General features: G+C 47.7%; 31 protein-coding genes. 15 read left to right on the plus strand and 16 right to left on the minus strand.

What is annotated here, in order from left to right:
- Nucleotides 1-2: 2 nt before the first annotated feature.
- Both KD145_RS04730 and KD145_RS04735 read left to right on the plus strand, forming a co-directional pair.
- The gene (locus KD145_RS04730) at nt 3-1796 is read left to right on the plus strand and encodes a RagB/SusD family nutrient uptake outer membrane protein (protein WP_212004759.1); all 1794 of its coding nucleotides are present in this window, start codon (nt 3-5) and stop codon (nt 1794-1796) included.
- Between the two features lie 21 nt (nt 1797-1817).
- Entirely contained in the window at nt 1818-2525 is a 708-nt protein-coding gene (locus KD145_RS04735; protein WP_212004760.1) for a DUF3823 domain-containing protein, read from the plus strand.
- 173 nt (nt 2526-2698) lie between these two features.
- On the opposite strand, the gene KD145_RS04740 is transcribed toward KD145_RS04735, so the two are convergent.
- The 5 genes from KD145_RS04740 to KD145_RS04760 all read right to left on the minus strand — a co-directional run bounded on the left by KD145_RS04740 (nt 2699) and on the right by KD145_RS04760 (nt 7784).
- Nucleotides 2699-3964 carry a hypothetical protein gene (locus tag KD145_RS04740; protein ID WP_212004761.1) on the minus strand — a complete coding sequence of 422 codons (1266 nt, stop codon included), beginning with the start codon at nt 3962-3964 and terminating at the stop codon, nt 2699-2701.
- 103 nt (nt 3965-4067) lie between these two features.
- Nucleotides 4068-4718: a trans-aconitate 2-methyltransferase gene (locus tag KD145_RS04745; RefSeq protein WP_212004762.1), complete on the minus strand. Its 651-nt coding sequence runs from the start codon at nt 4716-4718 to the stop codon at nt 4068-4070.
- A gap of 104 nt (nt 4719-4822) precedes the next feature.
- Nucleotides 4823-5905, minus strand: a complete 1083-nt coding sequence (locus KD145_RS04750) for a DNA alkylation repair protein (protein WP_212004763.1) — start codon at nt 5903-5905, stop codon at nt 4823-4825.
- Nucleotides 5906-5931: 26 nt separating this feature from the next.
- Nucleotides 5932-6840, minus strand: a complete 909-nt coding sequence (locus KD145_RS04755) for a hypothetical protein (RefSeq protein ID WP_212004764.1) — start codon at nt 6838-6840, stop codon at nt 5932-5934.
- 14 nt (nt 6841-6854) lie between these two features.
- The gene (locus tag KD145_RS04760; protein ID WP_212004765.1) at nt 6855-7784 is read right to left on the minus strand and encodes a hypothetical protein; all 930 of its coding nucleotides are present in this window, start codon (nt 7782-7784) and stop codon (nt 6855-6857) included.
- A 127-nt stretch (nt 7785-7911) separates the two neighbouring features.
- Between KD145_RS04760 and KD145_RS04765 the strand changes: the two genes are divergently transcribed.
- Nucleotides 7912-8292 carry a hypothetical protein gene (locus KD145_RS04765; protein ID WP_212004766.1) on the plus strand — a complete coding sequence of 127 codons (381 nt, stop codon included), beginning with the start codon at nt 7912-7914 and terminating at the stop codon, nt 8290-8292.
- Here KD145_RS04765 and KD145_RS04770 read toward each other — a convergent pair.
- Both KD145_RS04770 and KD145_RS04775 read right to left on the minus strand, forming a co-directional pair.
- A complete protein-coding gene (locus KD145_RS04770; RefSeq protein WP_212004767.1) occupies nt 8252-9037 on the minus strand; it encodes a carboxypeptidase regulatory-like domain-containing protein in 786 nt (261 codons plus the stop codon). The genes KD145_RS04765 and KD145_RS04770 overlap by 41 nt on opposite strands.
- 15 nt (nt 9038-9052) lie before the next feature.
- Nucleotides 9053-9646: a hypothetical protein gene (locus KD145_RS04775; protein ID WP_212004768.1), complete on the minus strand. Its 594-nt coding sequence runs from the start codon at nt 9644-9646 to the stop codon at nt 9053-9055.
- 182 nt (nt 9647-9828) lie between these two features.
- Here KD145_RS04775 and KD145_RS04780 point away from each other — a divergent pair, with 182 nt between their 5' ends.
- The 3 genes from KD145_RS04780 to KD145_RS04790 are packed head-to-tail and all read left to right on the plus strand — an operon-like array spanning nt 9829 to nt 11848.
- Entirely contained in the window at nt 9829-10233 is a 405-nt protein-coding gene (locus tag KD145_RS04780) for an ester cyclase (RefSeq protein WP_212004769.1), read from the plus strand.
- A 5-nt stretch (nt 10234-10238) separates the two neighbouring features.
- A complete protein-coding gene (locus KD145_RS04785; RefSeq protein WP_212004770.1) occupies nt 10239-10580 on the plus strand; it encodes a YciI family protein in 342 nt (113 codons plus the stop codon).
- Nucleotides 10577-11848 (plus strand): RNA polymerase sigma factor, encoded by a 1272-nt coding sequence (locus tag KD145_RS04790; protein WP_212004771.1) that lies wholly within the window; start codon nt 10577-10579, stop codon nt 11846-11848. The genes KD145_RS04785 and KD145_RS04790 overlap by 4 nt, the downstream gene beginning before the upstream one ends.
- A 1-nt stretch (nt 11849) precedes the next feature.
- Here KD145_RS04790 and KD145_RS04795 read toward each other — a convergent pair whose 3' ends face one another.
- Nucleotides 11850-12944, minus strand: a complete 1095-nt coding sequence (locus tag KD145_RS04795; RefSeq protein WP_212004772.1) for an alkene reductase — start codon at nt 12942-12944, stop codon at nt 11850-11852.
- A gap of 219 nt (nt 12945-13163) precedes the next feature.
- Here KD145_RS04795 and KD145_RS04800 point away from each other — a divergent pair, with 219 nt between their 5' ends.
- Complete coding sequence (locus KD145_RS04800; protein ID WP_212004773.1) at nt 13164-13961, plus strand: hypothetical protein; 798 nt, start codon at nt 13164-13166, stop codon at nt 13959-13961.
- A 10-nt stretch (nt 13962-13971) separates the two neighbouring features.
- Here the strand turns inward: KD145_RS04800 and KD145_RS04805 are convergent, their stop codons facing one another.
- Both KD145_RS04805 and KD145_RS04810 read right to left on the minus strand, forming a co-directional pair.
- Nucleotides 13972-15051 (minus strand): DUF1266 domain-containing protein, encoded by a 1080-nt coding sequence (locus KD145_RS04805; protein ID WP_212004774.1) that lies wholly within the window; start codon nt 15049-15051, stop codon nt 13972-13974.
- A 119-nt stretch (nt 15052-15170) separates the two neighbouring features.
- Nucleotides 15171-16454 (minus strand): TCR/Tet family MFS transporter, encoded by a 1284-nt coding sequence (locus tag KD145_RS04810; RefSeq protein ID WP_212004775.1) that lies wholly within the window; start codon nt 16452-16454, stop codon nt 15171-15173.
- A 99-nt stretch (nt 16455-16553) separates the two neighbouring features.
- Here KD145_RS04810 and KD145_RS04815 point away from each other — a divergent pair, with 99 nt between their 5' ends.
- From KD145_RS04815 to KD145_RS04830, 4 genes are all read left to right on the plus strand, one after another.
- Complete coding sequence (locus tag KD145_RS04815) at nt 16554-16691, plus strand: hypothetical protein (RefSeq protein ID WP_212004776.1); 138 nt, start codon at nt 16554-16556, stop codon at nt 16689-16691.
- A 67-nt stretch (nt 16692-16758) separates the two neighbouring features.
- Nucleotides 16759-17505: an SDR family NAD(P)-dependent oxidoreductase gene (locus KD145_RS04820; protein WP_212004777.1), complete on the plus strand. Its 747-nt coding sequence runs from the start codon at nt 16759-16761 to the stop codon at nt 17503-17505.
- Between the two features lie 32 nt (nt 17506-17537).
- Nucleotides 17538-17972, plus strand: coding sequence for a MarR family winged helix-turn-helix transcriptional regulator (locus KD145_RS04825; RefSeq protein WP_212004778.1), 435 nt, complete (start codon nt 17538-17540; stop codon nt 17970-17972).
- Between the two features lie 15 nt (nt 17973-17987).
- Nucleotides 17988-18374: a YciI family protein gene (locus KD145_RS04830; protein WP_212004779.1), complete on the plus strand. Its 387-nt coding sequence runs from the start codon at nt 17988-17990 to the stop codon at nt 18372-18374.
- 4 nt (nt 18375-18378) lie between these two features.
- Here KD145_RS04830 and KD145_RS04835 read toward each other — a convergent pair whose 3' ends face one another.
- Both KD145_RS04835 and KD145_RS04840 read right to left on the minus strand, forming a co-directional pair.
- A complete protein-coding gene (locus tag KD145_RS04835) occupies nt 18379-18597 on the minus strand; it encodes a DUF4287 domain-containing protein (RefSeq protein WP_212004780.1) in 219 nt (72 codons plus the stop codon).
- A 4-nt stretch (nt 18598-18601) separates the two neighbouring features.
- Entirely contained in the window at nt 18602-19033 is a 432-nt protein-coding gene (locus KD145_RS04840) for a VOC family protein (RefSeq protein ID WP_212004781.1), read from the minus strand.
- 117 nt (nt 19034-19150) lie between these two features.
- Between KD145_RS04840 and KD145_RS04845 the strand changes: the two genes are divergently transcribed.
- The 3 genes from KD145_RS04845 (at nt 19151) to KD145_RS04855 (ending at nt 21002) form a co-directional block, all read left to right on the plus strand.
- Nucleotides 19151-20128, plus strand: coding sequence for a GlxA family transcriptional regulator (locus KD145_RS04845; RefSeq protein WP_212004782.1), 978 nt, complete (start codon nt 19151-19153; stop codon nt 20126-20128).
- 124 nt (nt 20129-20252) lie between these two features.
- Nucleotides 20253-20609, plus strand: a complete 357-nt coding sequence (locus KD145_RS04850; protein WP_212004783.1) for a hypothetical protein — start codon at nt 20253-20255, stop codon at nt 20607-20609.
- Nucleotides 20610-20615: 6 nt separating this feature from the next.
- On the plus strand, nt 20616-21002 hold the full coding sequence (locus tag KD145_RS04855) for a hypothetical protein (RefSeq protein WP_212004784.1): 387 nt from the start codon (nt 20616-20618) through the stop codon (nt 21000-21002).
- Between the two features lie 96 nt (nt 21003-21098).
- On the opposite strand, the gene KD145_RS04860 is transcribed toward KD145_RS04855, so the two are convergent.
- Both KD145_RS04860 and KD145_RS04865 read right to left on the minus strand, forming a co-directional pair.
- The gene (locus tag KD145_RS04860; protein ID WP_212004785.1) at nt 21099-22499 is read right to left on the minus strand and encodes an OmpA family protein; all 1401 of its coding nucleotides are present in this window, start codon (nt 22497-22499) and stop codon (nt 21099-21101) included.
- A 283-nt stretch (nt 22500-22782) separates the two neighbouring features.
- On the minus strand, nt 22783-23175 hold the full coding sequence (locus KD145_RS04865) for a helix-turn-helix domain-containing protein (RefSeq protein ID WP_212004786.1): 393 nt from the start codon (nt 23173-23175) through the stop codon (nt 22783-22785).
- Between the two features lie 76 nt (nt 23176-23251).
- Between KD145_RS04865 and KD145_RS04870 the strand changes: the two genes are divergently transcribed.
- Complete coding sequence (locus KD145_RS04870) at nt 23252-24148, plus strand: NAD(P)H-binding protein (RefSeq protein ID WP_212004787.1); 897 nt, start codon at nt 23252-23254, stop codon at nt 24146-24148.
- A gap of 68 nt (nt 24149-24216) precedes the next feature.
- On the opposite strand, the gene lpdA is transcribed toward KD145_RS04870, so the two are convergent.
- Together lpdA and KD145_RS04880 are read right to left on the minus strand one after the other, a co-directional pair.
- Nucleotides 24217-25623 carry a dihydrolipoyl dehydrogenase gene (gene lpdA / locus KD145_RS04875; RefSeq protein ID WP_212004788.1) on the minus strand — a complete coding sequence of 469 codons (1407 nt, stop codon included), beginning with the start codon at nt 25621-25623 and terminating at the stop codon, nt 24217-24219.
- A gap of 104 nt (nt 25624-25727) precedes the next feature.
- A complete protein-coding gene (locus tag KD145_RS04880; protein WP_212004789.1) occupies nt 25728-26597 on the minus strand; it encodes an SDR family oxidoreductase in 870 nt (289 codons plus the stop codon).
- Between the last annotated feature and the right edge of the window lie 37 nt (nt 26598-26634).

Genomic DNA, 26634 nt, shown 5'->3' on the forward strand with positions numbered 1-26634 from the left:
TCATGAGAAAAGTATATAAACATATATCCTTTGCGCTGCTGCTGACGCTATCAGCTTCCTGCAACAAAGACTTCCTGGAAAGAAAAGCGCAGGACATCATCTCCGATGATGCGGCCTATGGCTCACTTTCCGGTATCCAGGCGCTTACTGCAGCCTTGTATAACAACATGCAGACCGAAGCCTTCGATTATACCGTAGAAGGTAATCAGGCCGCTTTCCCCAGCCAGGCCAGTGACGAAGCCGTACGATCCTACAGCTGGGGTGCCACACTGGACCCTATTCTGGGTGATGAGATGTTTGGCTGGTGGAAATATGACTATGTAAGAAATGTCAATGACTTCATTGAAAAAATACCTGAAGCCAAAAGTATCAGTGAGGAACAGAAAGCCCGCTTCCTCGCAGAAGCCCGGTTTGTAAGGGCTTTTTACTACTTCTCTCTGGTGAAACGTTATGGCGGTATACCACTGATCACCAAAGTGCAGAAATTCAGCGGTAATCTGGACGAGCTGAAAGTGCCGCGCAACAAGGAACAGGAAGTATACGACTTCATTGCGTCTGAACTGGATGCAGTTGTAGACCAGTTGCCCGAGTCCTATAATACAGAAGAGCGTTACCGGGCCACCCGCTATGCCGCACTGGCCCTGAAAAGCAGAGCCATGCTGTATGCCGCTTCCATTGCTAAATACGGGACCGTTCAGCTGGGCGGTGCTGTAGGCATAGCAGCTAACGCTGACGGCTATTGGCAGAAAGCCTACGATGCAGCCCAGAAAATCATCAGCAGTGGTAAGTTTCAGCTGTTCAACGGCTACAGCGACAAAACCACCAACTTTCAGCAGCTGTTTTTAACCGGCGCCGACCTCGATAAAAACAAGGAAGTCATCTTTGTAAAAACCTATCAGTCGCCCGACCTGGCCCATGGCTTTGATTTCTACAATGCGCCGCAGAGCTTCAAAATAGACTATGGCTGTGCTACCAACCCAACCCTCGAACTGGTGGAATCCTTTGAATATACAGATGGCACACCGGGCAAACTGCGCATACAGGATGATGGCGGTAACCCCATCATATACAACAGTCCGGCAGACCTCTTCAAAGACAAAGATCCCCGTTTCCTCGCCAGTATCCTGTATCCATCTGCTCCCTGGCAGGGCGGTGTTGTAGAGCTGAGAAGAGGGGTAATTGACAACGGCATCCAATACACCGCTGCCAACCTCACAGATACCTATGGCAGCGGAGCCAACAGCATTCCGCGGGTAGGCAAGGACGGGCCACTGCTGAGCGGAGATCCCACCAAAACAGGATTCTACCTCAAAAAATACATGGACCCTGTCAACAGGCTGGCCGACAACCGTTCCAGCACGCCCTGGATCGTATTCCGTTATGCGGAAGTATTGCTTAACTACGCAGAAGCCGCCATCGAACTGGGTAAAACAGCCGACGCGCTCACCGCTATCAATCAGGTACGCGACCGTGCCGGTATCAAAACGCTGGGGGCTGTCACCCGTGATCAGGTAAGACATGAGCGCCAGGTGGAACTGGCCTTCGAGAACCACAGATGGTGGGACATTTGCCGCTGGCGTATAGCCACCGACGTATTGAACAACACTCAGTTCCATGCGCTCTACCCCTGGCTGATGTGGGAAAACGGGAAAGCACCGGCACAGATGAAATACACTTTCGGGATAGTGCCTGCGCCTAAAAACACCCGCACCTTCCTCTCCAGAATGTATTATCAGCGTATACCCGCCGGCGAGATCGACAAAAACAGTAATCTGGTACAAAACCCGGGCTTCTAACCAACAACAAAAAAATCATTCATGAAACAATATATGCTCCATACCTGCATGGTGCTGCTAATCGGAAGCACCCTGCTCTCCAGTTGTAAAAAAGACAACTATCCTGCTCCGGATGCAAGTCTCCAAGGCAGGTTAACAGATGTCAAAACCAATGAGCCGGTGCCTGTGCAGCCATTGAACGGTGCCGTGATCCGGTATTACCAGATAGGATATAGCAGCAATAACCCTAATCCTATCAATACCGCCGTACATCACGATGGTTCCTATGCCAACAATCTGCTCTTCACCGGAAAATACAGAGTGGTGGCCGAAGGTCCGTTTTACTACAAAGACACCCTCACCATCGACATCAATGGCAACACACAACGTGATATCCCGGTAACACCGTTCCTGAAAGTAACTGCAACGGCCAGCAATATCACCGCCGGCAGCGTGACTGTCAAATACAGTGTAAAACACAACGAAAACACCCGGAAAATAGCCAGGGTAGCCACTATCATTGGCACTACAGAAGGGATCGATGTAAACAGTTATGCTTTCAATGATATGCAGGACGTGCAGAATGTACCAGATGAAACGATTGAAGCGACTACATATGAGAAAGTTTTTACCGGGTTGAAAGCCAATACGGTCTATTATATCCGGGCTGCAGCCCGCATCAGCGGAACAGACAATCCGGCAGGATATTATAACTATACGCCGGTTATCAAAATAACAACATCAAAATAAACATATCCCTACCCCAATGCTAAAATAAAACAGGGCGGGAGTGTCTTATCATCCTACGCGCTTCGCTGTATTATTATTCAGTTCAACCTTCAGGTCCGCGGACCTGAAGGTTGCTGATTTTAATTACATCCACAGATCTCCGCTCATCAGGAGCATCATCACATCCATCACAGTCAGATAAGCCTTTTCACTTTAAAGATGCCGTCTATTTTGTGTTCTGCATATACTGTGTGATCTCCCACCTTTTTCTGCGAGCTGGCCTTGTCCAGACGGAAAGTACCAGTGATATCACCTCCCACTCCGCCTACACTTACAGCATGAAAGTAGCCAGGACTGGGGCGGGACGTTTGTCCAACCTGGTAATAGGCGAGGAACAGATGCTCCGGAGATTTCTGCAACGTAAAGTAAGTTGTTTCCGACCAGGGCCTGCGGCCTTCCGGAGCACCCAGCCAGGTGAGGTTGCAGCTAGGGAACGATCCCTCCCCGGGCGTTGCACCGATGCCGCTCACACCGTTCCCGCTATGGCCGGAAGCGGCGGGCAGCAGCTCCCATTGTCCACCATCGATCCTGTAGGCAATGCCTTCCTGCGCTACAAACATATTCGCTAATATCAGTCCTAATGCGCCGTTCTTCAGCTTCACACGAACGGTTACTACTGCCGGGTTGCTGGCCGGCATGGTAGCGGGTGCCTGATAGGCAGCGTGGCCGCCATTGGAAGATAAATTTCCGGCTCCTGCCAGCGCCCATCCGTCTATGTATTCCGCAGAGACATCGTTTTTAGGATTACCAATGTAATGCTCCACACCTTCCTGAGTAAGCGGATAAAGCAGGTCGTTCATGGAAGCATTAAAATAACTTTTCACCGCCAGGGGCATGCTCTGGCCCAGGTCCAGGAAAGCGTTGGCCGGTTCCAGAAAAATCGCTTCAAAAAAACTCCAGTCACTGAAGTGGGTCGTTTTCACCGTAACGGTTTTATTCGTTTTATTCAGCTGTATGCCGCCTACGGCTTTCCATTTACCGCTATTATCCTGATAGGCGATGCCCAGCGCTTCTGCGAAGGTATTCGCCAGATCGGCGTCCTCATATTGAAAAGTGATGGTGGCCGGTTTGGTCAGCACCTGATGTGGTGTAATCCGAAAAGCCTTGCCCAGTCCGGCTTTGTTGGTATTGGTAATAGGCTGCACCGTAAATCCGGTTTCTGCTGCCAATGCACCTGCGGGAATAACTACTGTTATGCGCCCGTCTCCGGTAGCGATGGTGCCGCCGGTGGGGCCAATCACTCTCGTAACGGGATCTCCGTCTGCTACGCCAACTGGTACCACCATACCGGTATCAACCGGAGGGTTGTCGATGGGGTCTGGTTGCGGGACAATCTTTTCCTTGCCCTGGCAAGCCGCCAGGAATGCCACCAGCAAAGTGGCCTTCAATACATGTTTCATTGGTCTGAAATTGAGTTTGGGGTCTTAAATGAGGCACAAAAGTATTACGCCACCGGAAAGTGCTTCTCAGTAGAACTACGGGAAAAAAAAATTAAGGGATTGTTTATTTGCCTGCCAAAAGTATCAGATCTGTCACGGGGCTGCCATCATGGGCAGGATATATTTTACGTTGCAGGTCTATCAGCTGCAAACCATTGTCAGCAAAGGCATTCAACAGATAGTCTGCTTCGTGGAAATATTGATACAACTGATGATCACCGGAACTGGAAGTCCTGATACCGGAACGGGCATAATCATCTTCCATGGTGCTGAGATACAGTATCCCACCGGGATTGAGGGTGGCAGCCGCATCGCTGATAAGCGTAATCGTTTCTTCACGGGAAAGATAGGGCAACAAAAAACCGGCTACAATACCATCAAACTGCTGTCCCAGTGACCGCACTTCCCTCCCGTCCATCAGTTGGAAAGTAACGCCGGGATTGTTTTCCCGGGCAAGTGCCAGCATGTTGGGCGCCAGGTCTGTGGCCAATATTTGGAAGTCGGGCCGCTGCTGTAACAGATAACGGGTCACATTACCGGGGCCGCAACCGATCTCCAGTATGTTTGCATGCTGCCGGGATATGCGCTGGCAGAGCAGGTCCAGTGTATCATGGTACAACTGTATATCCATAAATTTATCCTGGTACTTGCGGGCATTTTTATCAAATACCCCAACGGCCATGGCGGTTTTGTTTGACGGAAAATGTTCTTCCATGAGACCTGTTATTTAACAACAAGATACAGTAATAGCCACGCTTAATAAAGCGTATTTTTTTACAAGAGGCCTGCCAATGCAGGCCCATACAACGAAATGGCTGACTAGATCTTCAGTTCAAATGTTTTTTCAGCCAGGATCTTTCCATTCACCTGTATAGCGATCACGTGTTTTCCGGCGTAATGCTTACGTGTAGTCATATCTTTAAACTGTTGTTTTTTGGAGAACCGCATTGTTTCTCCGGGAGGAAGCACTGCTTCCTTCAGTTTAAAAACCTTCTGTGACCGCTCTCCGGATGATTTGGGATAATGTACTACATAGTCGATCACCAGCTTCTGCGGGGTAGATTTTTCACTGGTTAGCTGAAAGGCAAACTCCAGTGTATCACCCAGCTGTATGGCAGAATGGCTCAGCTTAAATTTGTCCGGGCGTACTTTTACATTTTTTTCAAAGTTGAAAACACTGAGCGAGTCCTTGTTTCCTTTTTTGATGAGTGTACGGCTGGCATGTTTAATAATCCAGCCGGTATGCGGATGATCAGCATCCCAGCCCTTCACCAGCTGCAGCATATAACTGCTGTTATCTTTGGAGATATCGTTGAGATGATTGGCCACTGATTTTCTTACATACTGTGATTCATCTGCTTTCAGCGCTTCCAGTATACCCCGCGTCAGGGAAGGATCTTTAATGATGGCATCGAGCTTAAAAGACCAGGGAAGCCTGGGCCTGCTGCCTTCAGAAGCCAGTCTCCTCACATGGTGATCATCATCTTTTGCCCATTGATGCATAACCTTCAGGGTCCTGGTAAAATCCTCCTTCAGGAACTCCCGGATGGCAAACTCCGCAGAGCCCAGTGTTGTAAAGTATTTCAGGGCCTCCATGGAACGATCAAAATGAGCTTTTCCATACAACGCCACAAAATCAGGCAGCACCAGCGCCGTATAACCTGTTTTCAGGGAAGGTGCTGCACGAAACAGGATGTCTGTTGCTTTGGAAAAATTTTGGGGAAGATGTTTACCCAGCATCAATGAAGTATGCCGCAAGCGAGCATTCAGCTCGCGGCTTTCCAGCTTTTCCGTTACGTCCTTCAAAAACGCTGCTGCATTAAATTTTTTATCCGCATCTGCAAAAACACCGACAAAATGCCGGTAAAATGCGTGGTTGAACATTTCCTTCAGTGGTTCCATCCCTGCAAATTAATCAAATTTCTGCCTTATGATTCAATATTACAAAGTACACTAACCGGCCATTTGTCATAGATACCCAGCTTCTCCGCATCAATATCTTTCTTTATTCTGAAAAAACTCGCTTCCAGCTCTTCAAAACTACTTTCATAACCCAGGATGCCGGTTTCCTTCAACCCTTCTACTATCTGTAAAGTACCTATTTTCTCCAGCCGTTGCGAAAATGCAGCCAGGTCTTTGTGATCAACACCCAGTTTATAAACACCACAAAAGAAGTTTGTTTTTCCTCCTACATAATTCCATACTCTTTCAATGCCGGGTTGCATGGCTATGATTTCTTCCGGCGGAAACCCGCTACCAATCCGGTGTCCCAGAATATCCCGGGAATACAGGTCGCTGAGCACCGGCTTTTGTGTGTTATAATAAGTAGTAGGCACCAACATATAATGGCATTTACCTCTGTACTGGTCTATCGTTGCACAGATAGCCACCACGTAATGCCCATCGCTCAACTGAAAAGTCAGCAGATCATCCGGTTGAAAATGAAAGTTGGTGATTTTCCTATATTTTTTTCTGGCCCTGATCTTAGCATTAGGCTGGCTGATTTTCTGCCAGTAACTGTTCAGCACCCGTTGTCTGGCTTTTCCCTCCTTTTCGCTGTAGCTGTTCCACTCCTCCACACCTGCGCCTTTATCGATGACAGCACGGATGAATTCCAGTCTGGACGGAGTCATCAGCCCTATCTCCCAATAGGCCAGCCCGCAGCTGGTCACATAAATTTCATCATCAAAATCATCATAGCTGTCATCTCCATTATCCAGTGGGTATTTCCTTTCAATGTCAGCAAGGTCACACCCGCTATCGTATAAGTCCATGATACCCCAGTAGGTATCGTGCGCAGTGTCTCCGTCAATTATTTTAACGCCGTCGGTAGCCATATTTACTGATTTAATTAGTGGGTAACAGTGTTTAATCGTAGTTCCAGTTCCTTCAGCTTTTTATCCTGCGACTGCAGTAAGTTTTGCTGGGCCTGTAGTTGCTTACTTTGTTCTATCAGGTACAAAGTCAGTTCCTCTATTTTCTGCAACAGTTTCGCCTGGTTATCTCCCACGTCCAACCCATGTTCCTTCACTTCCGCTGCAGAAGGGATTTCCGGCAAACGTTTATTTTCCTGTATGAATTTTTCAATATGGGTAAGGGAGGGTAATTGATAGCCAGGATCAAATACGAAGTCAGCCCAGTTATCCTGAGTAACTTTTACCCTGGTGGAAGTAATTGTTCCTTTTACAGCGAGTTTGGATTGAGGTAAAACGGTACCAATACCTACGTTACCCTCCTTAGTAATCCTCATCTGTTCAGCATTCCCACTCCAGATAGCAAAATCAGCCCCTGTATTAATAGTACCTACATAAGGGGTATAATTCGTTGAAACATCCCATGCCAATATAGAATAGTTGCCGTTGGGTGCAGCAACCGCCATTGCGTGAGCGCTACGTACCATGTCACTCGCATTGACCACTCCATTCACATCCAGTTTACTGGTTGGGTTAGGCACACCGATCCCTACGTTTCCCTCAGTAAAAACATGATTGGTACCATTTTCACCGGAATAGTTAATCGTATAGTCATTTCCGTAACCAATGATACCTTTACGTACACCATTAGGCCGGAAAAACTCCACAAAACCGGCATTGCCCGCGTCACCGGGGTGCAGGCTGACAGCCCCTCTTGTACCGGTGTAATCCGCACCGATTTTGGCTGTCCCGGAAATAAACAGATTGGCTTCCTGCGGGCCACCAAACTGATTTTTAATATAGTCCTGCCCGTTAGATAACAGCGGACAAGCTGTGATACCTGCTACCAGTATCCAAATATGCTTCATGATATAGGTTTTAAATTTCGGGCAAGATAATCAAATCATGTAATGGGTATGCTTTTCCGCATTTATTTTTTGCCTCATATCCACTGTCTGGAAATAATGGTTACATTGCTATACAGATGTAGCAACCATGAAAATAATCCTCACAGAATGGTATCGTGAATGGCAGGAAAGTATGTCACAACAACCGGACCCGGTTACGTTGGACCTCACCAACAAAACCCAGCTTCAGTTCCTGGTGCTTTCCCTCGGCAGGGGCAACTTTGATGAAGTAAGTATTGAAACAGACAGTAGCGAAACATTGACCTATATTACCGAACTGCTGAAAGGTACCGGTGGTGCAGAACCCGCAGTGGCGGATACTCTCGTTACAGCCAGCAAGCTTTACCAGGCGGGTTATCATATCTTTAGACAGGAACCTTACGGTATTTTCTTCGTCAATCCGAAGCCTCGTCCTGATTTGTTTGCAGCTACTGACCAGGGAGAATATGCAGGCCGGCAGGATCCTTAACGGTGGGGTGTTCCAGCTCCCATACCCTGGCAAAATAACGGCCGTTATCGCGGATATAGAGATAATATTCATAGTCGTTCCGAAAATAACGGAACATTTCATAGGAAGGCCGGTACTGCTTCATAAAAGCATCCAGTGCCGGTGATTCCAGGCCGGTGATTTTTTTGACAAGTACTTTAGTGAACCGGTGATCTACATATTTCTCCTGTTCATCCCGCTCGAGCAGTTCCCGGAAAGCCTCCATGCGCTTGATTTTTTTGGCATTGAAGATCATATCCAGATTGATGCCCACTCCTGCCTGACCACTGTTGGCTCCGGTGAGCAGCTGCGGTGCATAATCAAATACTTTCCGGTATTCGTTGCGGTGTTCCAGTGAGTCCTGGCTATAATCTTTCAGCTTGTTGGCCGATACATCCACCGTGGGCAGCATCCGTATATCCACATGCAGTTTCATGTCAAACGGACGGTTGGGGTGTATCTCATTGACCGGAAATTTCATGGTGGCCTTGCCCTGGTAGGAAAAACTGATGGAGTCTGTGAGCGGTAGTCTGATACTATAGCGGCCTGCTGAATCTGTTACGGTTCCCGCGCCGGAATTGCTCATCACACTTACACCAACCATACCAAAACGGCCAGTACGGTCGTATATGGTGCCGCTCACACGTACCTGCCCTGTTGCAGCCAGCTGCAACAGGATCAACACAAAGAGTAATATCGTTCCTTTCACCAGATGTAAAATGCTCATTGCTGCTTCAATACCCTATTTTTTCATTTTTCTGTCGATCTTTTCCTGCAGGGAAGCAATAAGAGCTGTACACTCTTCCAGCCGTTGATAATTGGAGCTGCCATCTACTGCCAGGTCTTTTTTGGTGACATCAACACCACCCAGGAAAGCTTCCAGGTTGGAGAGATAACGGGGCTCCTGTCCGTACAGGGCATCGTATATTTCATCATTCAGCTTATCACCTTCTGCCCTCAGATCATTGCTTACCAGATCAGTAACGTTGCGCATGCTGTTCATTACCGCACCCATTTTGTTTTTAAGGGCCTCCAGGTTATCCGGATCTTTTTTCCCGGGCGCGATGTTATGACGAAACAGGCTGTCAGAAAGCGTCTTCCTCGTTTTCATATACACACGCAGGTCTTCCTTCAGCGTTGCCAGGTGCTGCCCCAGGTCGGCACCTTTCTCGCGGGTAAAATACTTATCTACATTGCTGTTGAGGTGCTTCACCCAGGTGAGCAGGCCGGTAGTGATATCCAGTACGGCGGGGTTCTCTGACTGTGCCATCACATTACCGGAAAAAGCCAGCAATACCAGTAGTGCCAATGTTATACGTATACTTCTGAAGGTCATCTTTTTCACTGATTATGATATCCAAATTTTTTACAAGATAATAAAAAACAGCGCAACGGGCCAATATAAACCGGAATGCCGGTTTTGTTCGGCTTCATCCATAAAAATTCAAAAAAATATTCCGGACTTTTGTCCAAATCCTGTCAGGGGATTCCGTCATAGTGTTATAAAATCAATAGACTATGACACATAAGAACATCGTAAAACAATACTTTGACAGCATCAATGCCAATAATTTTGATGCCATCCGCAGCATACTGGCTACCAGCCACCGTTTCTTTAACCCAGCCACAGAACAGCCGCTGGGCGTGGAAGGACATCTGAAAATGATGCAGGGCCGGGCCGCTGCCTTCGATGGGAGCTACGAGCTGGAACAGCTGCTGGAAGACGGCAACAAAGTAGTTTTTATTGGCAGCTGGACAGGTATCCACAAAGGTGAATTCAATGGCATCGCCGCCACCGGCCGAAAGGTAACCTTTCCCTTCATAGATATCCTGGAGGTGAAAGACGGGAAAATTGCCGATGAACACATCGAGTTTAACCTTTCCGCTATTGTTACACAGATAAAAGCAGTAGAAAAAATCTGATAGGTATGAAAGAATTTCTCTTTATCATCCGGGGCGAAGATGAGCCCGGCATAGAGTCTCCCGCTGAGATGGAGCAACATCTTGAGCACTGGCAGCAATGGCTGGGCGAACTCATTCAGACAGGTCATTTTGTAGCAGGCCAACAGCTGGCATCGGAAGGTAAAACTGTGCTCAGTACTACAACCATCACCGACAGGCCGCTGGCAGAAGGGAAAGAACTGATAGCCGGTTATCTGATCATCAGGGCATCCGACGCGATTGCGGCCGCTGAACTGGCCAAAGCATGCCCCAGCCTGCGCTACGGCTGTACTATTGAAGTCCGGGAAATAAGACACCTTGAAAAGTGAGTAAGCCATCACATATTCATCAGGTAGTCAACCATCTTTTCAGACAGGCGTCCGGAAAGATGGTGGCTGTGCTGGTGAAAATATTCGGTCCGGAAAACTACAGCCTGGTAGAGGATGTGGTACAGGATGCCCTGTTGACTGGCCTGGAGACCTGGAAATTCAATGGAATTCCGGACAACCCCGAAGCCTGGCTCTTCCGCGTGGCTAAAAACAAGGCCATTGATATTATCCGCAAGGAAAAACATCACTATAACTTCGACTTTTCCGATACCGAAAGACTGGCCTTGTCTACAGAATACACACTGGCCACCACCATCGACCACTACTGGCAGGAACAACATATTAAAGATGATTTTCTGGGGATGATGTTTGCCTGCTGTCTGCCGGAAATTTCACCGGAAAACCAGATCACTATCATGCTGAAATCACTCTGTGGCTTCAGCACCAAAGAGATCGCCCGTGCTTTCCTGACTACAGAAGATACCATCTCCAAAAGACTGTACCGTACCAAAGAATATTTCAGGACTAATCATATCAAACCCCGGATACCTGCACCAGATCAGCTTCCGCAGCAGCTCCATGCAGTACTGAACTGTATCTATCTGCTGTTTAATGAAGGATACAGTGCCACCCAAAACAATAAACTGGTCCGCGAAGATATCATTGAACAGGCCCTGTTTCTATGTCAACAGCTGCTGGACAATGCATACACCCGGCAACCACGTACCTGTGCACTCATGGCCCTGCTTTGTTTTCATGCCGCCCGTGTTGCAGGCAGACTTACACCCGACGGGGCTCTCATCCCGCTGGCAGCCCAGGATCGCCGGCAATGGGACCAGTCGCTGATCCGTGCCGGCAACGACTGGATGAACAAAGCCGCCTCCGGCCAGGATGTCTCCCCTTTTCACCTGGAAGCTGCCATTGCCTACCAGCACTGTATCGCACCGGATTATGCAGCTACCAACTGGAAAATCATCCTCACTTATTACGACGCGCTGCTCAGTCTCGCCCACGATCCGGTAGTGGTACTGAACCGCAGCATCGTACTCCTGGAATCAGCCGGTCCTCAACAGGCCCTGCAGGCCCTCCAAACACTGGAAGGACACCGGCAGATGGCACGTTATTATCTTTATCATGCTGTGCTGGGAGAAATCTACAAACGCCTGGGAGAAAAAGAAAAGGCGGTAGCCTGTTTTAAACAGGCAAGGGTACTTACCACCTCCACACAGGAACAGGGTTTTCTCGCTAAGAAAATAGCGGAATGCTGAATTATACGGCTGCAGCGGCTGCCGTTGGATAGTCAGTGTAACCTCTTTCTTCTCCCTGATAAAAAGTGGCCGCATCGGGTACCGTCAGCGGGATATTGTGCCGGAAACGATCTACCAGATCAGGGTTGGCAATAAACGGTCTTCCGAAGGCAATCATATCCACCAGTCCGGCCTGTAGTAAAGTTTCTCCAGACGCAGCGGTTTGTCCGCCTGCCAGTATCACCAGGTTGTGAAAACGCTCACGCACTGCTTTCAGATAATCTGCTGTAATAGGTGCAGACCCACCTCCAGACTGATCTGACAAATGCACATACAGAATATCCAGCTGCTGCAGCGCATCGATAATATACATATGCGTCGCTTCCTCTTCTTCATACACCGGCAAACCATTCAGCACCGCAAAAGGAGATAAGCGTATGCCTGTACGTTCCTTACCGATAGCAGCCACCACACCTTCCATAATCTCCAGCAGAAAACGGCTGCGGTTAGCGATACTGCCACCATAGCGGTCTGTACGCTGGTTAGTGAGCGGATGCAGAAACTGTTCCGGCAAAAAACCATGTGCACCATGTATCTCTACTCCGTCAAATCCAATAGCGATGGCATTTACAGCGGCCTGCACATGCGCCTGTACCAGCGCTTCGGCTTCAGCAGTACTCAGCACTTCCGGTTGCGCCATCGGTAAATGAAGATCTCCCGGCACACGAATCTTTTCTTCGGCTTTTAAGGCAGAAGGTGCCACCAGCTGTTCTCCGCCCTGATTCAGCGGATGCCCGATACGGCCGGTATGTACCAGCTGCACAAAAATTTTCCCGCCCTGCTGATGTACTTCATCCACCACCTTTTTCCAGGCTGCCAGCTGTACATCGTTATAAATACCGGGTGCGTCCAGATAGCCGACACCGTTAGCTGCTACGGCACTGTTTTCGGCAATGATCAAACCGGCACCTGCCCTTTGTCCGTAATAGCGGGCTACCATAGGCCCAGGTATACCCTGCCTGGAACGGCGTCTGCTCATCGGTGCCATCACTACTCTGTTTGCGAAGCTGTGGCCGGCTTTTTCCAGCGGCGACAGCAGTTTCATTTCATCTGTCATATCCTTGTTTTGATGTCAAAATTATAACAGGCACCGCGGCAAAAATTGGATAAATAAGGGTTTGTACGGTATATTTAGAGGTTGGGAGATTTATTCATTAACTGGCAACCATGACACAATTATATCCCAGGGATCAAAAGATTTATTCGCGACCATAACACAATTATAGCCCAGGGCTTTAGCCCTGGGATCAAAGGATTTATTCGTTAACTTGCGGCCATGACTCTGGATGAAGCACTGATCACCGCAGCCCGCCGTTATTGCAAAGACAATTATACCTACTGGGCCAACCGGTACGCCAAAGAACGTTCCGGCTCAGACTTTCCTGAGTACGCCTATTCTGATAAAGACTACGATCTCTTCCCGCGTTATAATGTACTGGCAGCGATACTGGGAGAAGTGGAGATGCTGGTAGGCAAATCCTTTCCTGCCCTGCTCTCCTGCCGCGAAACACTGGCCCATATCGGCCATGCAGCCCAGTCACTTTTTACCCTCAGCGACAATCCGATAGAAGCCGCTGCCATACAGGGCGAAAGGGAAAAGTTCATTCATTATGTAGAAACAATCACGCCCGAAGAGCTGACAAAAATAACGCCACTGCCCTATCGCAGACGCCTCAACGAAAAAGAGCGGGAAAATGTCCGGCAACATCTGCTGGACCGCTGGAACTATGATGGAGATTATTGGGACCCATTAGTAGAAAAAAGCCCCGGTAACATATTGTTCCTTGCCAAAATGCATCTCACCGATGCTGATTATCAGGCTATCAAGGATTATATATGCAGTCATTCCACTCCCTACCTGCTGGAGATAACGGAAGAAGCTACAGATACAGAGATCACCTGCAGCGAATTTCACCCCGACTGCTACGAAACAGCGTACTGTGATTACAGTTATGACTGGCTGTTGTATGGTTCGTATGAGTCTACCATCACCTTTGCAGGTGAACAGCTACTGAGCTTTATCAGACAGCTGTTCGCCGGACGCGAACAGCTGTTCAATCAATGGCCCGAATAAACCGGATGATTTAGTTTAGCCCACCGGGCTGTTGCCGCAGGCTTTTGGCGATGGTTACTTCATTAAAATAACCGTTGGCCATAGCGGGAGGTAATTTTACGCCTTTGGGGGCAGGCCATGGCAGCTGGGCCATCGGCCATTTACATTCCTCTTTAAAGAGGTTATAGTATTTTATTTTTTCACTGGTAACATCATAGGAATTACTCCAGAAGGCATTTCCCAGCCGGTAGTTGTTATTGAAATCCTCAAAGCTGTCGAATAACTCAAACGCATAATCGGCGGCAAGCAGCATATCATGCCAGGCTTCATCTGCTGTGATATGACCTGCCATAAACGCATTTCTGGCCACCACTACAGCACGCCAGCATTCATATCCCCATATCAGCTTAGGCGGACGGCCACCAGGGCGCGATTGCAGGCAATCGAGGATATAAGCCTCAGGAAGATGGGTGAGCGCTGCCAGCCGCTTACTCACCGCCTGGTCCTCGTTCCGCAGGTTCAGCGTCACTGCAAAGATTTCTGCATGATAACCTTTGGTGAGAAGCTGCTGAGCCACTTTCCGGTAATTCTCTTTGGTCAGTACACCCCAGTCCTGGTCCAGCGACTTCTTGTAGGTGGCCGCATCCGAAGGTCTCAGCGAATAATATTTACCACTGCCCTGCAAAGCAGCCAGGGGATAATATTCCAGCGTTTCGCTCCAGTAACCGGAGTAAAACATATCTACCACATGCAGGCGCAATGCCTGTCTTTTATCTTCACTCAGCCAGGTACTACCGCTGGCTTTATAATATTGCAGTTGCTCCCTTACCGGCAGGCTGCAGAGGTAACGGGCAATCAGGATAAAAGCGCTTACCAGAAACAGGAATACAAAGATGGCGATCCACTGTGGCTGGGTAGGCGTGGTGTGTTCGTTCATCAGCTTTTGCAGCAGCACAATGACATAAAAGAGAGATACTGAAGCCAGTGTGAACACAAATACTGCCAGGGCGTATAATAGCGGATGAGCCGTTTTGGAGGCTTCAAAATTACGCCGGCGGGCTTTTACAGGGAATGGTCTTTCGTATGGGTTGTTTTGTAACAACGGGTTCATATATACGTTATTTCGAAATGCGAAGGTACAATAAAACAGCAGTTTTTGTTAACAGGTGCTAAATCAAAAAAAGACAAACCCTGTAAAAGGATTTGTCTTTTTTCGTATAGCCGACGGCATTAATGCAGGGGGGTATCACTGATGCCGGACGTTCCATTGATCACACCAGCCAGTTCGGGCTTATGTTTCTTTTCCCGCGTAAGTACCTTGTAGGTGATGATGATGCTGAACAACATACATACGGCACCGATCAGGAAGTGCATACCAGGAAAATAAAAAGGCGCTTTGTCGGTGGTAAAATATGCGAAGGTGCTGCTCATGATCAGCGGGCCTATAATGGTAGTAAGGCTCATCAGGCTGGTCAGTGCACCCTGTAACTCACCTTGCTGGTTAGGCGGCACATGTCCGGAAATAACGGACTGTAGGGAAGGGCCACAGATACCGCCGAGACAGTAAGGTACCAGGAAAGCAAACATCATCCATCCCTGGGTGGCAAAGGCAAACAGTACCAGGCCCAGTGTATATAACCCCAGTCCCAGGTAGATGCTCTTTTCATTGCCTATCTTGGGATTCACCACTCTGGTGAGTCCTGCCTGTACGCCACCTACCAATACACCTACTACTGCCAGGGAGATGCCCACCATTTTTTCGCTCCAGTTAAAACGATAGATAGTGAAGAAGTTCCAATTACCCTGTACAGACTGGCTTCCCAGGTATATGAGGAAGAAACTGAGTGCCAGCCCGCCGATTTCAGGATGCCGGGTCAGGAATCTGAGGGAGCCAAATGGGTTGGCTCTTCTCCAGTCAAACGGACGACGGTTTTCTTTACTCAGCGATTCAGGCAGCAGGAAGTAACCATATAAGCAGTTCAACAGGCACAAAGCAGCAGCAGCATAGAAAGGTGCGCGGATACCCCAGGTAGCCAGCAGAGCGCCCAATGCGGGCCCCAGCACAAAACCAAGCCCAAAGGCAGCGCCTATCAGGCCAAAGTTTTTGGCTTTGGAAGTTTCATCAGTGCTCACATCGGCGATATAGGCCGTGGCTGTTGTAAAGCTGGCGCCGGTCATACCGGCGATAACGCGGCCGATAAACAACCAGCTATAAGCAGGCGCCAGGGCCAGAATGATGTAGTCAACACCAAAGCCCAGCAGGGAAAGCAGCAGCACCGGACGACGGCCGTAACGGTCGCTGAGGTTACCCACTACCGGAGCAAACAGGAACTGGGTAATAGCAAAAACAGATAATAACAGGGCGCCGTAGGTACTGGCTTCATTAACGGGAATGCCTTTCAGCTGGGCTATCAGGTCGGCCATCACCGGGATGATCAGCCCCCAACCCATTACATCGATTAGTAACGTAATAAAGATAAAGCTGATGGCAGCTTTTTTGGAAGTGGTATGCATAGTTGTGAATTACAAAAGGATTTGTTTTATGTGGGGAACAATATTCGTTCCTGATCAAACGCAAACTACGTTGCCCGCGCAAGTTATTCAATCATCGTTATGGTATTTTTCATGGTCTCCATCTTCAGGCAAGGCATCAAAGGTACACTGGTTACAGCTATTGTAAAACACATTCCGGCTAAAATACCTCCCCTGCCGGTAAAAGCCACCATTTCGCCGGTGAAAAGCAGCGTTTAGGGAAATCTTAACATTTCAATGTCTGATCATTAATGACTAATCATTAAATTTGATGAAAACAGAAATCATGAAACGTTTTGAGAATAAGGTAGTGCTGATCACCGGTGGCAACTCCGGCATAGGCAAGGCATCCGCCATATTAGCCGCCCGTGAAGGCGCCAAAGTGATGATTGCAGACCTCAAACTGAATCAGCAGACACTGGATGAGATATTACAGGAAGGAACAGCAGCAGCCTTTGTGCAATGCGATGTGTCCAAACCGGAAGATATGGAAAAGGCCGTCGCGGAAACGGTTGCCCTCTTTGGCAGACTGGACGTGGCGCTCAACAATGCCGGCATTGTTGATGCGGCCCCTATCCATGAAAAAACCATTGAAGAATGGCATAAGGTAACTAGTGTCAATCTCAGCGGCGTATTCTATGGCATGAAATACGAAATTGCCCAGATGCGCAAACAGCCCGGTGGTGGCGCCATTGTCAATGTAGGCTCTATCATGAGCCAGGTCGGTGAAATCGGCATCGCTGCCTATACCGCTTCCAAGCATGGGCTGGTGGGCATGACCAAAGTGGCCGCGCTTGAAAACGGTACTGCCAATATCCGTATCAACACCATTGGCCCGGGTTATATAGAAACGCCTTTACTGATGGACAACGCATCAGCTGAAAGCAAGGCCTACATGGAATCTAAACATGCCATGAAACGGCTCGGCAAACCGGAAGAAATCGCCAAAGCCTTTTTATTCCTGGCCTCTGATGATGCCAGTTTCTGCACAGGCGCTTATCTCCCGGTAGATGGCGGTTATCTGTGTCAGTAAACAACTTTTTGTAGTTTTAGGCTATGAAAAACATGGAAATACCTGTCCGGAGAAAACTGGGCCTCAACCTTCTCCGGACTTTCAACTGGTCCTACGATCAGTCACAGCTTTTTTTTGCCCATTATGAACTGACATCCCAACAGTATAATGTTTTAAAAATACTCCATACCGCCGCGCATGCGCTCTCCACTTCCGAAATACTGGAACAGATGGAAGAAAAAAATGCGGGCGTATCACGGCTGGTAGACCGGCTGGTGGCCAAAGGTTTTGTAACAAAAGTCCCCAACCCCAGCGATAAGCGCCTGGTGGCTGTCAGCATCTCCGCCACCGGAATGGAACGCCTCAAAAAAGTAGACCGCAACCTGGACAAACTGGACCATGTATATGCAGCCCTGGACGATCACGAAGTAGCACAGTTAAATCGTTTGCTGGAAAAAATCAGAACCACACCCTCACTCTTCTTATAGCTAAAACCGTTTGTTATGAAACAGGAATTCATGCTTTACATCCGCAATGAAGGCGACGCCAAAGCTGCTATGACAGCAGCTCAGCACCTGGAATTCGTAAAGAAATGTGAAGTATATATCAAACGTCTGCAGGAAGCCGATCAGCTGATAGCAGCCCAACCACTGTTACACAGCGGCTGGCTGCTCTCTAAAAGTAAGACCGGCTGGAAAAGCACCGCCATCGATCCTGCAAAGGAAATACAGGTGGGCTATTATCATATCAGGGCTTATGATCTGGAAGAAGCCATCGCTATTGCCAAAGACAACCCTGAATTTGAATATGTGCCTTCCGCTACTATTGAGGTAAGGCCTGTTAAAATCAAAGAAGAAGAGACGGGGTTTGAGTACCCCGAAAACGAATGACCACTTATGCCTTCTTGCCCGTAAACAACGCGTAGATGGCCATTGCATGGCCATGACCCAGCGCGTATTCTTCCTTCAGCCAGGCAACGATCTGTCCTGCTTGCACCCCGGAAGCCAGTGCTCCCTTCTGCAGGAAACCTTTTTGCTCACCAAGCTTTTTAAAATCCTCCGGAGATTTTCCGGTTTTAGTGTGGATATTATCGAGATATGCTTGAAAAGACATGGTACTAATTGTTTTGAGGATAAGTGTAATTGAGCATCCATTTAATGCCGAATTTGTCTTCACACATGCCGAAATAAGCGCCCCAGAAGGTTTTATTGACCGGCATCTCTATCTTTCCGCCTGCTGAAAGTACTTTAAACAGGCTGTCCACCTCTTCTTCTGAATCTGTATGGATCACCAGATGTATGTTGTTGCCCAACTGTACCTGCTGTTCCATAGACTCCAGAAAATCTGTGGCCATCAGTATAGCGCCGCTTTTGGTAGTCAGACTGATATTCACGATTTTGTTCCGTTCGTGTGCCGGCATATTTTCACTACCGGGTGTATCACTGAAACGGGCAAACGTAGTAAACTCTCCGCCAAATACTGATTTGTAAAAATTCATGGCTTCTTCACTGTTGCCCATGAAATTGAAGTAGGTTGTAATTGCCTGCATGATTTTCTTTTTTTAGGATATCACCACAAAGGTAATAACAGAAACCAATAGATCTAACGGGTAAATACGACAACCTTAGGTGGGTATTTGCGTCATAAATTACTTTTAACTTTGGGTATGATCCGGATATACATTCTCACCCTCCGCAGAGCGGTCATAGCGTCCATCGCCGATTGTCAATATGTTTTCGCGATGGTGAATTCCTTTCTTGCAGAAAGCGGCAAAGCTCCCTTATTTGACATCAAACTGGCCGGTATTAGACCGGAGGTCAGCTACAACAATGGGGCCTTCTCTATCAAACCGGATGTACAGCTGGATGCAGTGAATGATGCAGACCTCATCATTGTGCCGGCACTCACTGGAGATATGACCACAGCCGTTATGCTGAACAGGGAATATTCCCTGTGGTTGGCTGAACAATATAAAGAAGGCGCAGAAGTGGCCTGCCTGGGCTCCGGCGTATTTCTGCTGGCGTTTTCCGGCGTAATGAAAGGAAAACAATGTACTACCCACTGGAACTATGCCAATGAACTCAAATATTTTTACCCTTCCGTAGAAGTGGTGGATGAGCGCATGATCACCGACCAACATGGGCTGTATTCCAGCGGCGGCGGCAGTGCACACTGGAACCTGTTACTGCATCTGGTAGAAAAACATGCAGGTCGCGAAATCGCTATCTATACCGCCAAATACTTTACCATAGATCTCGACAAAAACATCCAGTCGCCTTTTATTGTCTTCCATGGCCTGAAAGACCACCACGATGAAGTCATCAAAACTTCACAGCAGCATATCGAAAAAAACTACAAACAGCGGCTCAGTGTAGATGAACTGGCCCTGCGGTTTAATATGAGCCGGCGCACTTTTGAACGTCGCTTTAAAAAGGCCACCCGCAGTACAGTAGCGGAGTACATTCAACGGGTCAAAATTGAGGGAGCCAAAAAACAACTGGAGATCGGCAGAAAGTCCATCCAGGAAGTAATGGTGAATATTGGCTACACTGATACCCAAACTTTCCGCGATGTGTTTCGCCGCATCACCGGTATGACACCGGTGGAATACAAAAACAAATACGCCCGGAAGATGCTGGAATAATTTTAAAGAGCCATTGCCCCCTACTCTTCCCATTCAGTCCTTCTTACACTAATATATTTTCAGAAATTTTTGAAAATACCGAAACTTTAAATACTTTTGACATCAGAAAAGCAACTGCACTGTTATGAACATCCTTGCTTACCTGATCTACTTTGCCATTACCTACATTATCACCGTACAGGTAGGATTGCGTTTTTACCGCAACGGCAGCATCTTCCTCCATGGCCTCATCCCCCACGACACTACGCTCTGTGAAGCGATTAACAACATTCTTCTGGTGGGTTATTACCTGGTGAATATCGGCTATGCCACCCTCATGATCATCTTCTGGGGCACCATCCACAACTGGACGGAAATGCTTGCTGTCATTACCGGCAGCACCGGCTTCATCATTCTTTCCCTCGGTATACTGCATTGTTTCAATATGCTCACCATCTATTTTATCAGCAAACGGAATCAATTATTTCATCCCATAAAATAATAGTATATGCAAGCTTCCCTGAATTTTGCGACCTATGTGATTTACCTGCCGGTAGTGATTGTAGTCACCTGGCTGGTAGCATGGATACTGTTTAAAAACAGCAGCGTATTCATGCTCGACATTTTCCATGGCAAACAAGACCTGGCCATGGCCACCAACGCTCTTTTTGAAACAGGTTTTTATCTGCTCAACATTGGCTTTGCTTTTCTGATTATGAAAGTAAGCTGGAAGGTACCTGACGCACAGACCCTTGTGGAAGTACTAAGCAGCAAACTGGGTGGGTTCTTTATTTACCTGGGCATTATGTTGTTCTTCAACCTCTATCTTTTCTTCCGTGGCAGAAAAGTATCCAAAGCCCGCAGCCAGCAAGCCGGCCTTCATCCAGCCCAATAAAATAAAAACTATTGCCTGCAAAAGAAAAGCTGCTCCTTTATCAGGAACAGCTTTTCAGTATTGAAGGCAAGTTAAAAAATGGATGTTATAAGAAGATTAGTATAAAGTAAATTCTACTCTTCTGTTTTGTTGACGGCCTTCGGCTGTTTTATTGGAAGCGATAGGCTGTGCAGCACCATATCCGGTAGCTTCGATCCGGGAAGGATTAGCGCCTTTAGACACCAGATAAGCTTTGATAGCTTCAGCACGTCCTTTGGACAGACGCAGGTTAGTAGCGGCAGAACCGGTATTGTCAGTATGACCGGCCAGTTTCAGGCTGAAGTTTTTCTCTACCAGCAGCGCAGCTACTTTGTCCAGGCTGGAGAAAGAAGTAGGTCTGATGGTAGCTTTACCCAGGTCAAATTCCAGGTTATCGATCGCATCTTTTACCACTTTTTTATCTGCTTCAGTAACGATGATTTTTTCTTTCACCACCTGTACCTGAGGAGTGGGTAAAGGACAACCAGCACCATCTACTTTAGTACCGGATGGTGTGTTAGGGCATTTGTCCAGATAATCAGGAACGCCGTCACCATCAGTATCCTTTTTCATATCAGCGATTTCACCTTTCAGCTGGCTGATAGCAGACTGGTTGCGGGAATCGCTTTCTGCCAGAGAGTTTTTCAGGGCAGCATTTTTATCCTGTAAATCCATTGCCAGTTGAGCAGCAGGATTTACAACAGCCAGTTGTGGCTTTCTTTTCTTGCCAAGGGCAAATTCAAGACCCAGACGCGCAGTAGAGAACTTGTCTTTATTGCCGCTGTTAACGCCATCAAACACTTTGCTGTCCACAAAATTCACGGTGTAACCCAGATCGATGTTTACACCAGGAGCTACTACGAATTTCGCACCTACACCTACCGGAATAAACATTTCAGTATGTGTGGCTTTACCACCGGAAGTCATTACTGCAGTCTCAGTACCATCGGCTGCTGTCACCACAGGTTTGAAGCCCATTACACCAGCACCTGCAGAAACGTATGGTATTACAAAACTCTGTTTGTTGATCCAGTTGATAGATCCCAGGCTAAACACACCACTCATTGACGCGGACCAGTCGATATCTGTTTTAAAGGATTTAATGCCACCTGCAGCCGCATTACCATGTATATCAGTTAATGCCTGCGCTGCTTTGGTAGCTCCTTTTACCTGACCACGCATGAAGTCTGCCTGCAGGCCGAAGTTGTGAAATATTTGTTTTTTCACATAAGCACCATACACAAAACCAACATTCTTAAAGTCGAAATTATTAAAATAGTAAGGACCTCCAAACGGACTGATAGCAGCGGAACCACCGCCCCATACGCCAACAGACCATGTACGGTAATCTTTCACACCATTAAAGGGAGTAACACGGGTAACCTTTTGGGTACTATCCTTTTCCTGCGCAAACGCAGTTCCAGTCAATGCTAATACAGAAGAAGCCATCATGAGAGACTTCCCAAGAGTTGTAAACATCCTCATAAAAATTGGATTGGGTTAAATTATAATATTCTGTCCTGTTGCTAATAACATTCTAAAGTTGTTAATATATACGGTACCGTTGTTAGAACAGGGAGGCATTTTGCAAAGTCTGTGCCAAGAGTTAACAAAAACATAAAAAACAAATAGTAGAAATATTCAAAATGCTTACTGGCAAACAGTTTCAGCGAAATACATTTTTTTCTGTGGAAATTTTAGTTGCCATGATGATAATTTTTCACTTTTTATCTGTAACCCGTTGCATTGGCAGATACAACATTTATAAAACATCTTTCAGGATACCATAAGGATCGTACGGGGTCCGTTTGCTGTTGTTGATAGCCCATAACGCCATCGCCTGTACGACGGGTAAAAGGGAATGCCCTTCTTCCGTCAGCTCATAAAAAACAGAAGAAAAAGGGCCGGTGCCCGGATGTTTTTTCACCAAACCATCATTCTCCAGCTGTTTCAGGCTCTGGGTCAGCATTTTCTCAGTAATGGAAGAGATATCCTTTTTCAGCTGGCCATAACGTTTGGGACCAGGCAGCAGATGATAAATAATACTCGGTTTCCATTGCCCGCCTATTTTGTCCATGATGTAACAAACGGGGCAGTTGAGCATTCCTTCAGCTTTGTTTTGCTGATAAGTGGAGTTTTCCTTGATGGCGGTCATACTACATACTTTCGGGTAAGTCCTTGTCAGGACGAATCAACAAAAATAATTTTGCTGCTATCATAATCATTTATCTATGCGATACACAATAACAGGCTCACTTGGCAATATTAGCAAATTATTGGTTACAAAATTAGTAAGGGAAGGACACCATGTAACCCTTATCAGCAGCGATCCTCAGAAAGCTCCGGCCATTAAGGACATCGGTGCTGTTCCTGCAATTGGTGATATACAGCAGATTGATTTTCTGACAGATGCTTTCAGAGATGCAGACGCAGTATATACCATGGTTCCCATTCAATTTGATCATACTGATTGGAGAGCGTCTATCCGTCAGACCGGGCAGATATACGCACAGGCTATACGTCAGGCGGGCATTAAACGAGTGGTCAACCTCAGCAGCATTGGCGCTCATTCACCAGACGGATGCGGGCCTGTCAGCGGACTGTATGATGTAGAACAGGCGTTGGATCAGCTGGAGGGGATACAGCTCACTCATTTGCGGCCGGCTAATTTTTACATCAACTTTTTTGCGGAGATCGCGCAGATCCGGCATCAGGGCGTTATTGGCAGAAATTATCCCGCCAGCACACCTGTTGTAATGGTAGATATACCTGCTATTGCAGACGCAGCAGCGGCGGCACTCACCACGACAGCGCAGCACCAAAGGAGTATTCAGTATATCGTCAGCGATATACGAACAGCCGGCGAATCAGCAACTGTACTCGGACAGGCGATCGGCCGGCCGGGGCTGCCATGGGTAGAATATCCGGACAACGAATACTTTGACATGCTGGTAGCCAACGGGCTGCCAGCCCATATTGCAGCCAACTATATAGAGCTGGGTGCTGCTATCAGGACAGGAAAACTTTTCGAAGACTTTTATCAACAGCCCGACATTCCCAAAACCGGCAGCAGGTTGGAAGCGTTTGCACAGGTATTTGCAGCAGCCTATCATGCAGAGAATAGGTAACGGGATAATACAAAGAGGCGTGGTTGCCCACGCCTCTTATCTTTCAAACAGTATAACTATTGTGACAATCAGATATTGATCGCTCCTTTTCCGGAAGCCATCAGGAACGCATCTTTCAACGCTTCAGAGTAGGTGGGATGCGCATAGCTGAGGTGCGCCATTTCATCAGCAGTGGTTTCATGTGCCATTCCCACTACTGCCTGGCCGATCACATCAGCTGCTCTGGGTCCGATAACATGTACGCCCAGCACCTCGTTGTATGCTTCTGCTACCAGCACTTTCACAAAACCTTCCGTGTCCATGGAAGCCCTTGCACGGGCGCTGGCCATATAAGGAAACTTACCCACCCGATAAACAATACCTTTGGCTTTCAGCTCTTCTTCCGTAGCGCCTACACCGGCCACTTCCGGCCAGGTATAAACAACACCGGGGATAAGATGATAATTCATATGCGGCCTTAATCCATGGATCACTTCCGCCACCAGCGTACCTTCTTCTTCCGCTTTATGCGCCAGCATAGGACCGCTGATCACATCACCGATGGCATATATATTCGGTGTAGTGGTTTGCAGGGTATTATTTACTTTGATCTTTCCATTTTTTTCTGCTTCCACTCCTGCTGCCTGCAGGTTTAAGCCGTCTGTATAGGGACGTCTGCCTACTGCTACCAGGCAATAGTCAGCTACCAGTTCCTGTTGTTTACCGTCTTTGTCCAGATAGCCCACTACAGCCGCTTCTCCGGTATTAACGGCTGTCTGCACCTTGCTGCTCAGCTGTATATCGATAGAGAGTCCGGCCAGTGATTTCTGCAACGCTTTTCCCAGATCCCTGTCCATAGTAGGAATCAGCGAATCAGCATACTCCAGGATAGTCACCTTTGTACCAATGCGGGCATATACAGAAGCCAGCTCCACTCCTATCACACCACCGCCGATAATGACCATGGAGGCCGGTTGGGAAGGCAACGACAAACTTTCCGTAGAGAAGATGATTCTTTTTTTATCGATAGTAATACCTGGAAGAGAAGATGGTTTGGAACCAGTGGCAATCACAAAATACTTACTGGCAAGCACCTGCTCAGCCTTGTCAGAAGATACTTTCAGGTGCGTGGCATCAATAAAACTACCCAGCCCATGGTGTACATCGATTCTATTTTTTTTCATCAGATATACCAGACCGGATGCATTTTGTTTTACCACCTCGTTCTTGCGGTGAATAAACTGGTTGAAGTCGAGCTGCAATGCAGACAATTTAATTCCATGCGTTTTAAACTGTGCATCTGCTTTATGATAATGCTCTGAACTGTCCAGCAAAGCCTTGGCTGGTATGCAACCCACATTGGTACAGGTACCTCCCAGTGTATCATATTTTTCTACCAGGGCTACCTTATATCCCAGTTGCGCCGACCGGATAGCAGATACATAACCGCCCGGACCGGAGCCTATCACAACAATGTCGTAATTGCTTGTATTCATCTTACATAATTTAATCTCAGATAATGAGGCGGCTTATGATGCCGCTACCCGGCAAAGGTAAGGCAATTTTACTAAAATATACCATTCGGTATATTTTAGTAAAATTACTGGAAGGCATGTTTATGTGCGGATACAAAGGAGACCACTGTTCGGGCCGGTTTACCCAGCAAAGCGGGCAGATCGGGGCTTATCCAGCCCGCCTGATGCTGTCGCTGTTCAGCTGCATAGGCCAGGAAGGTTTCTATTGCCCAGGATGGCAGACCACGCTGTTCCATTTTTTGTCTTGCCGCCTCTTCACTCACCGGCACATAAACGACGTCTTCCTGTAAAACCGTGCTGAGCAAGGCAGCCAGCTCATGGTAACTGATGGCTTCGCCACCGCTGAGCAAATAGGCCTGCCCCATATGCTGTGAAGGCTGCATCAGTATCTTACAGGCCGCTTCCGCAATATCGAGCATATCGATATAAGTCCTTTTACCATCACCGGTGGGTTCGAATATCTTTCGTTGTGCCTTGACGGTATGGGCTACTCCCAGCAGCCAGTTCTGCATAAAGCCATTAGGCCGCAGCAGGGTGCCTGCCAGTCCGGAAGACCGGAGCTTTTCTTCAATCTGGCCATGGGCTCTGGCGATAAAAAGGGATGCATTCGGATCGGCCATAGCTGATGATAACTTTACGATATGCTGCACACCTTGTTCCCTGGCCACTTCTATCACATTACACTGGGCCTGGACCATCTGCTCGTCTGTGGCCGAGGCTAGAAAAACCGTGCTACTGTTTTCCATGGCCCGGTATAATGTTTCCCTGGTGGTCATCTCAGCGGCCATCCATTGGACGCCTGGTATTTCGGTTGTTTTGTTAAGGTTACGTGTTACTGCGATGACGGGTATCTGTGCCTGAGAAAGCAGCCGGAGCACTGCTCCCCCTACCCTGCCGGTGGCTCCAAACACCGTGATGTACTGTTTGTTTTCCATATGTATTCATTATTTTTATGGGCACAAACCTAACACT

Origin of the sequence: Chitinophaga sp. HK235 (assembly GCF_018255755.1) — a bacterium.
Classification (GTDB): domain Bacteria; phylum Bacteroidota; class Bacteroidia; order Chitinophagales; family Chitinophagaceae; genus Chitinophaga.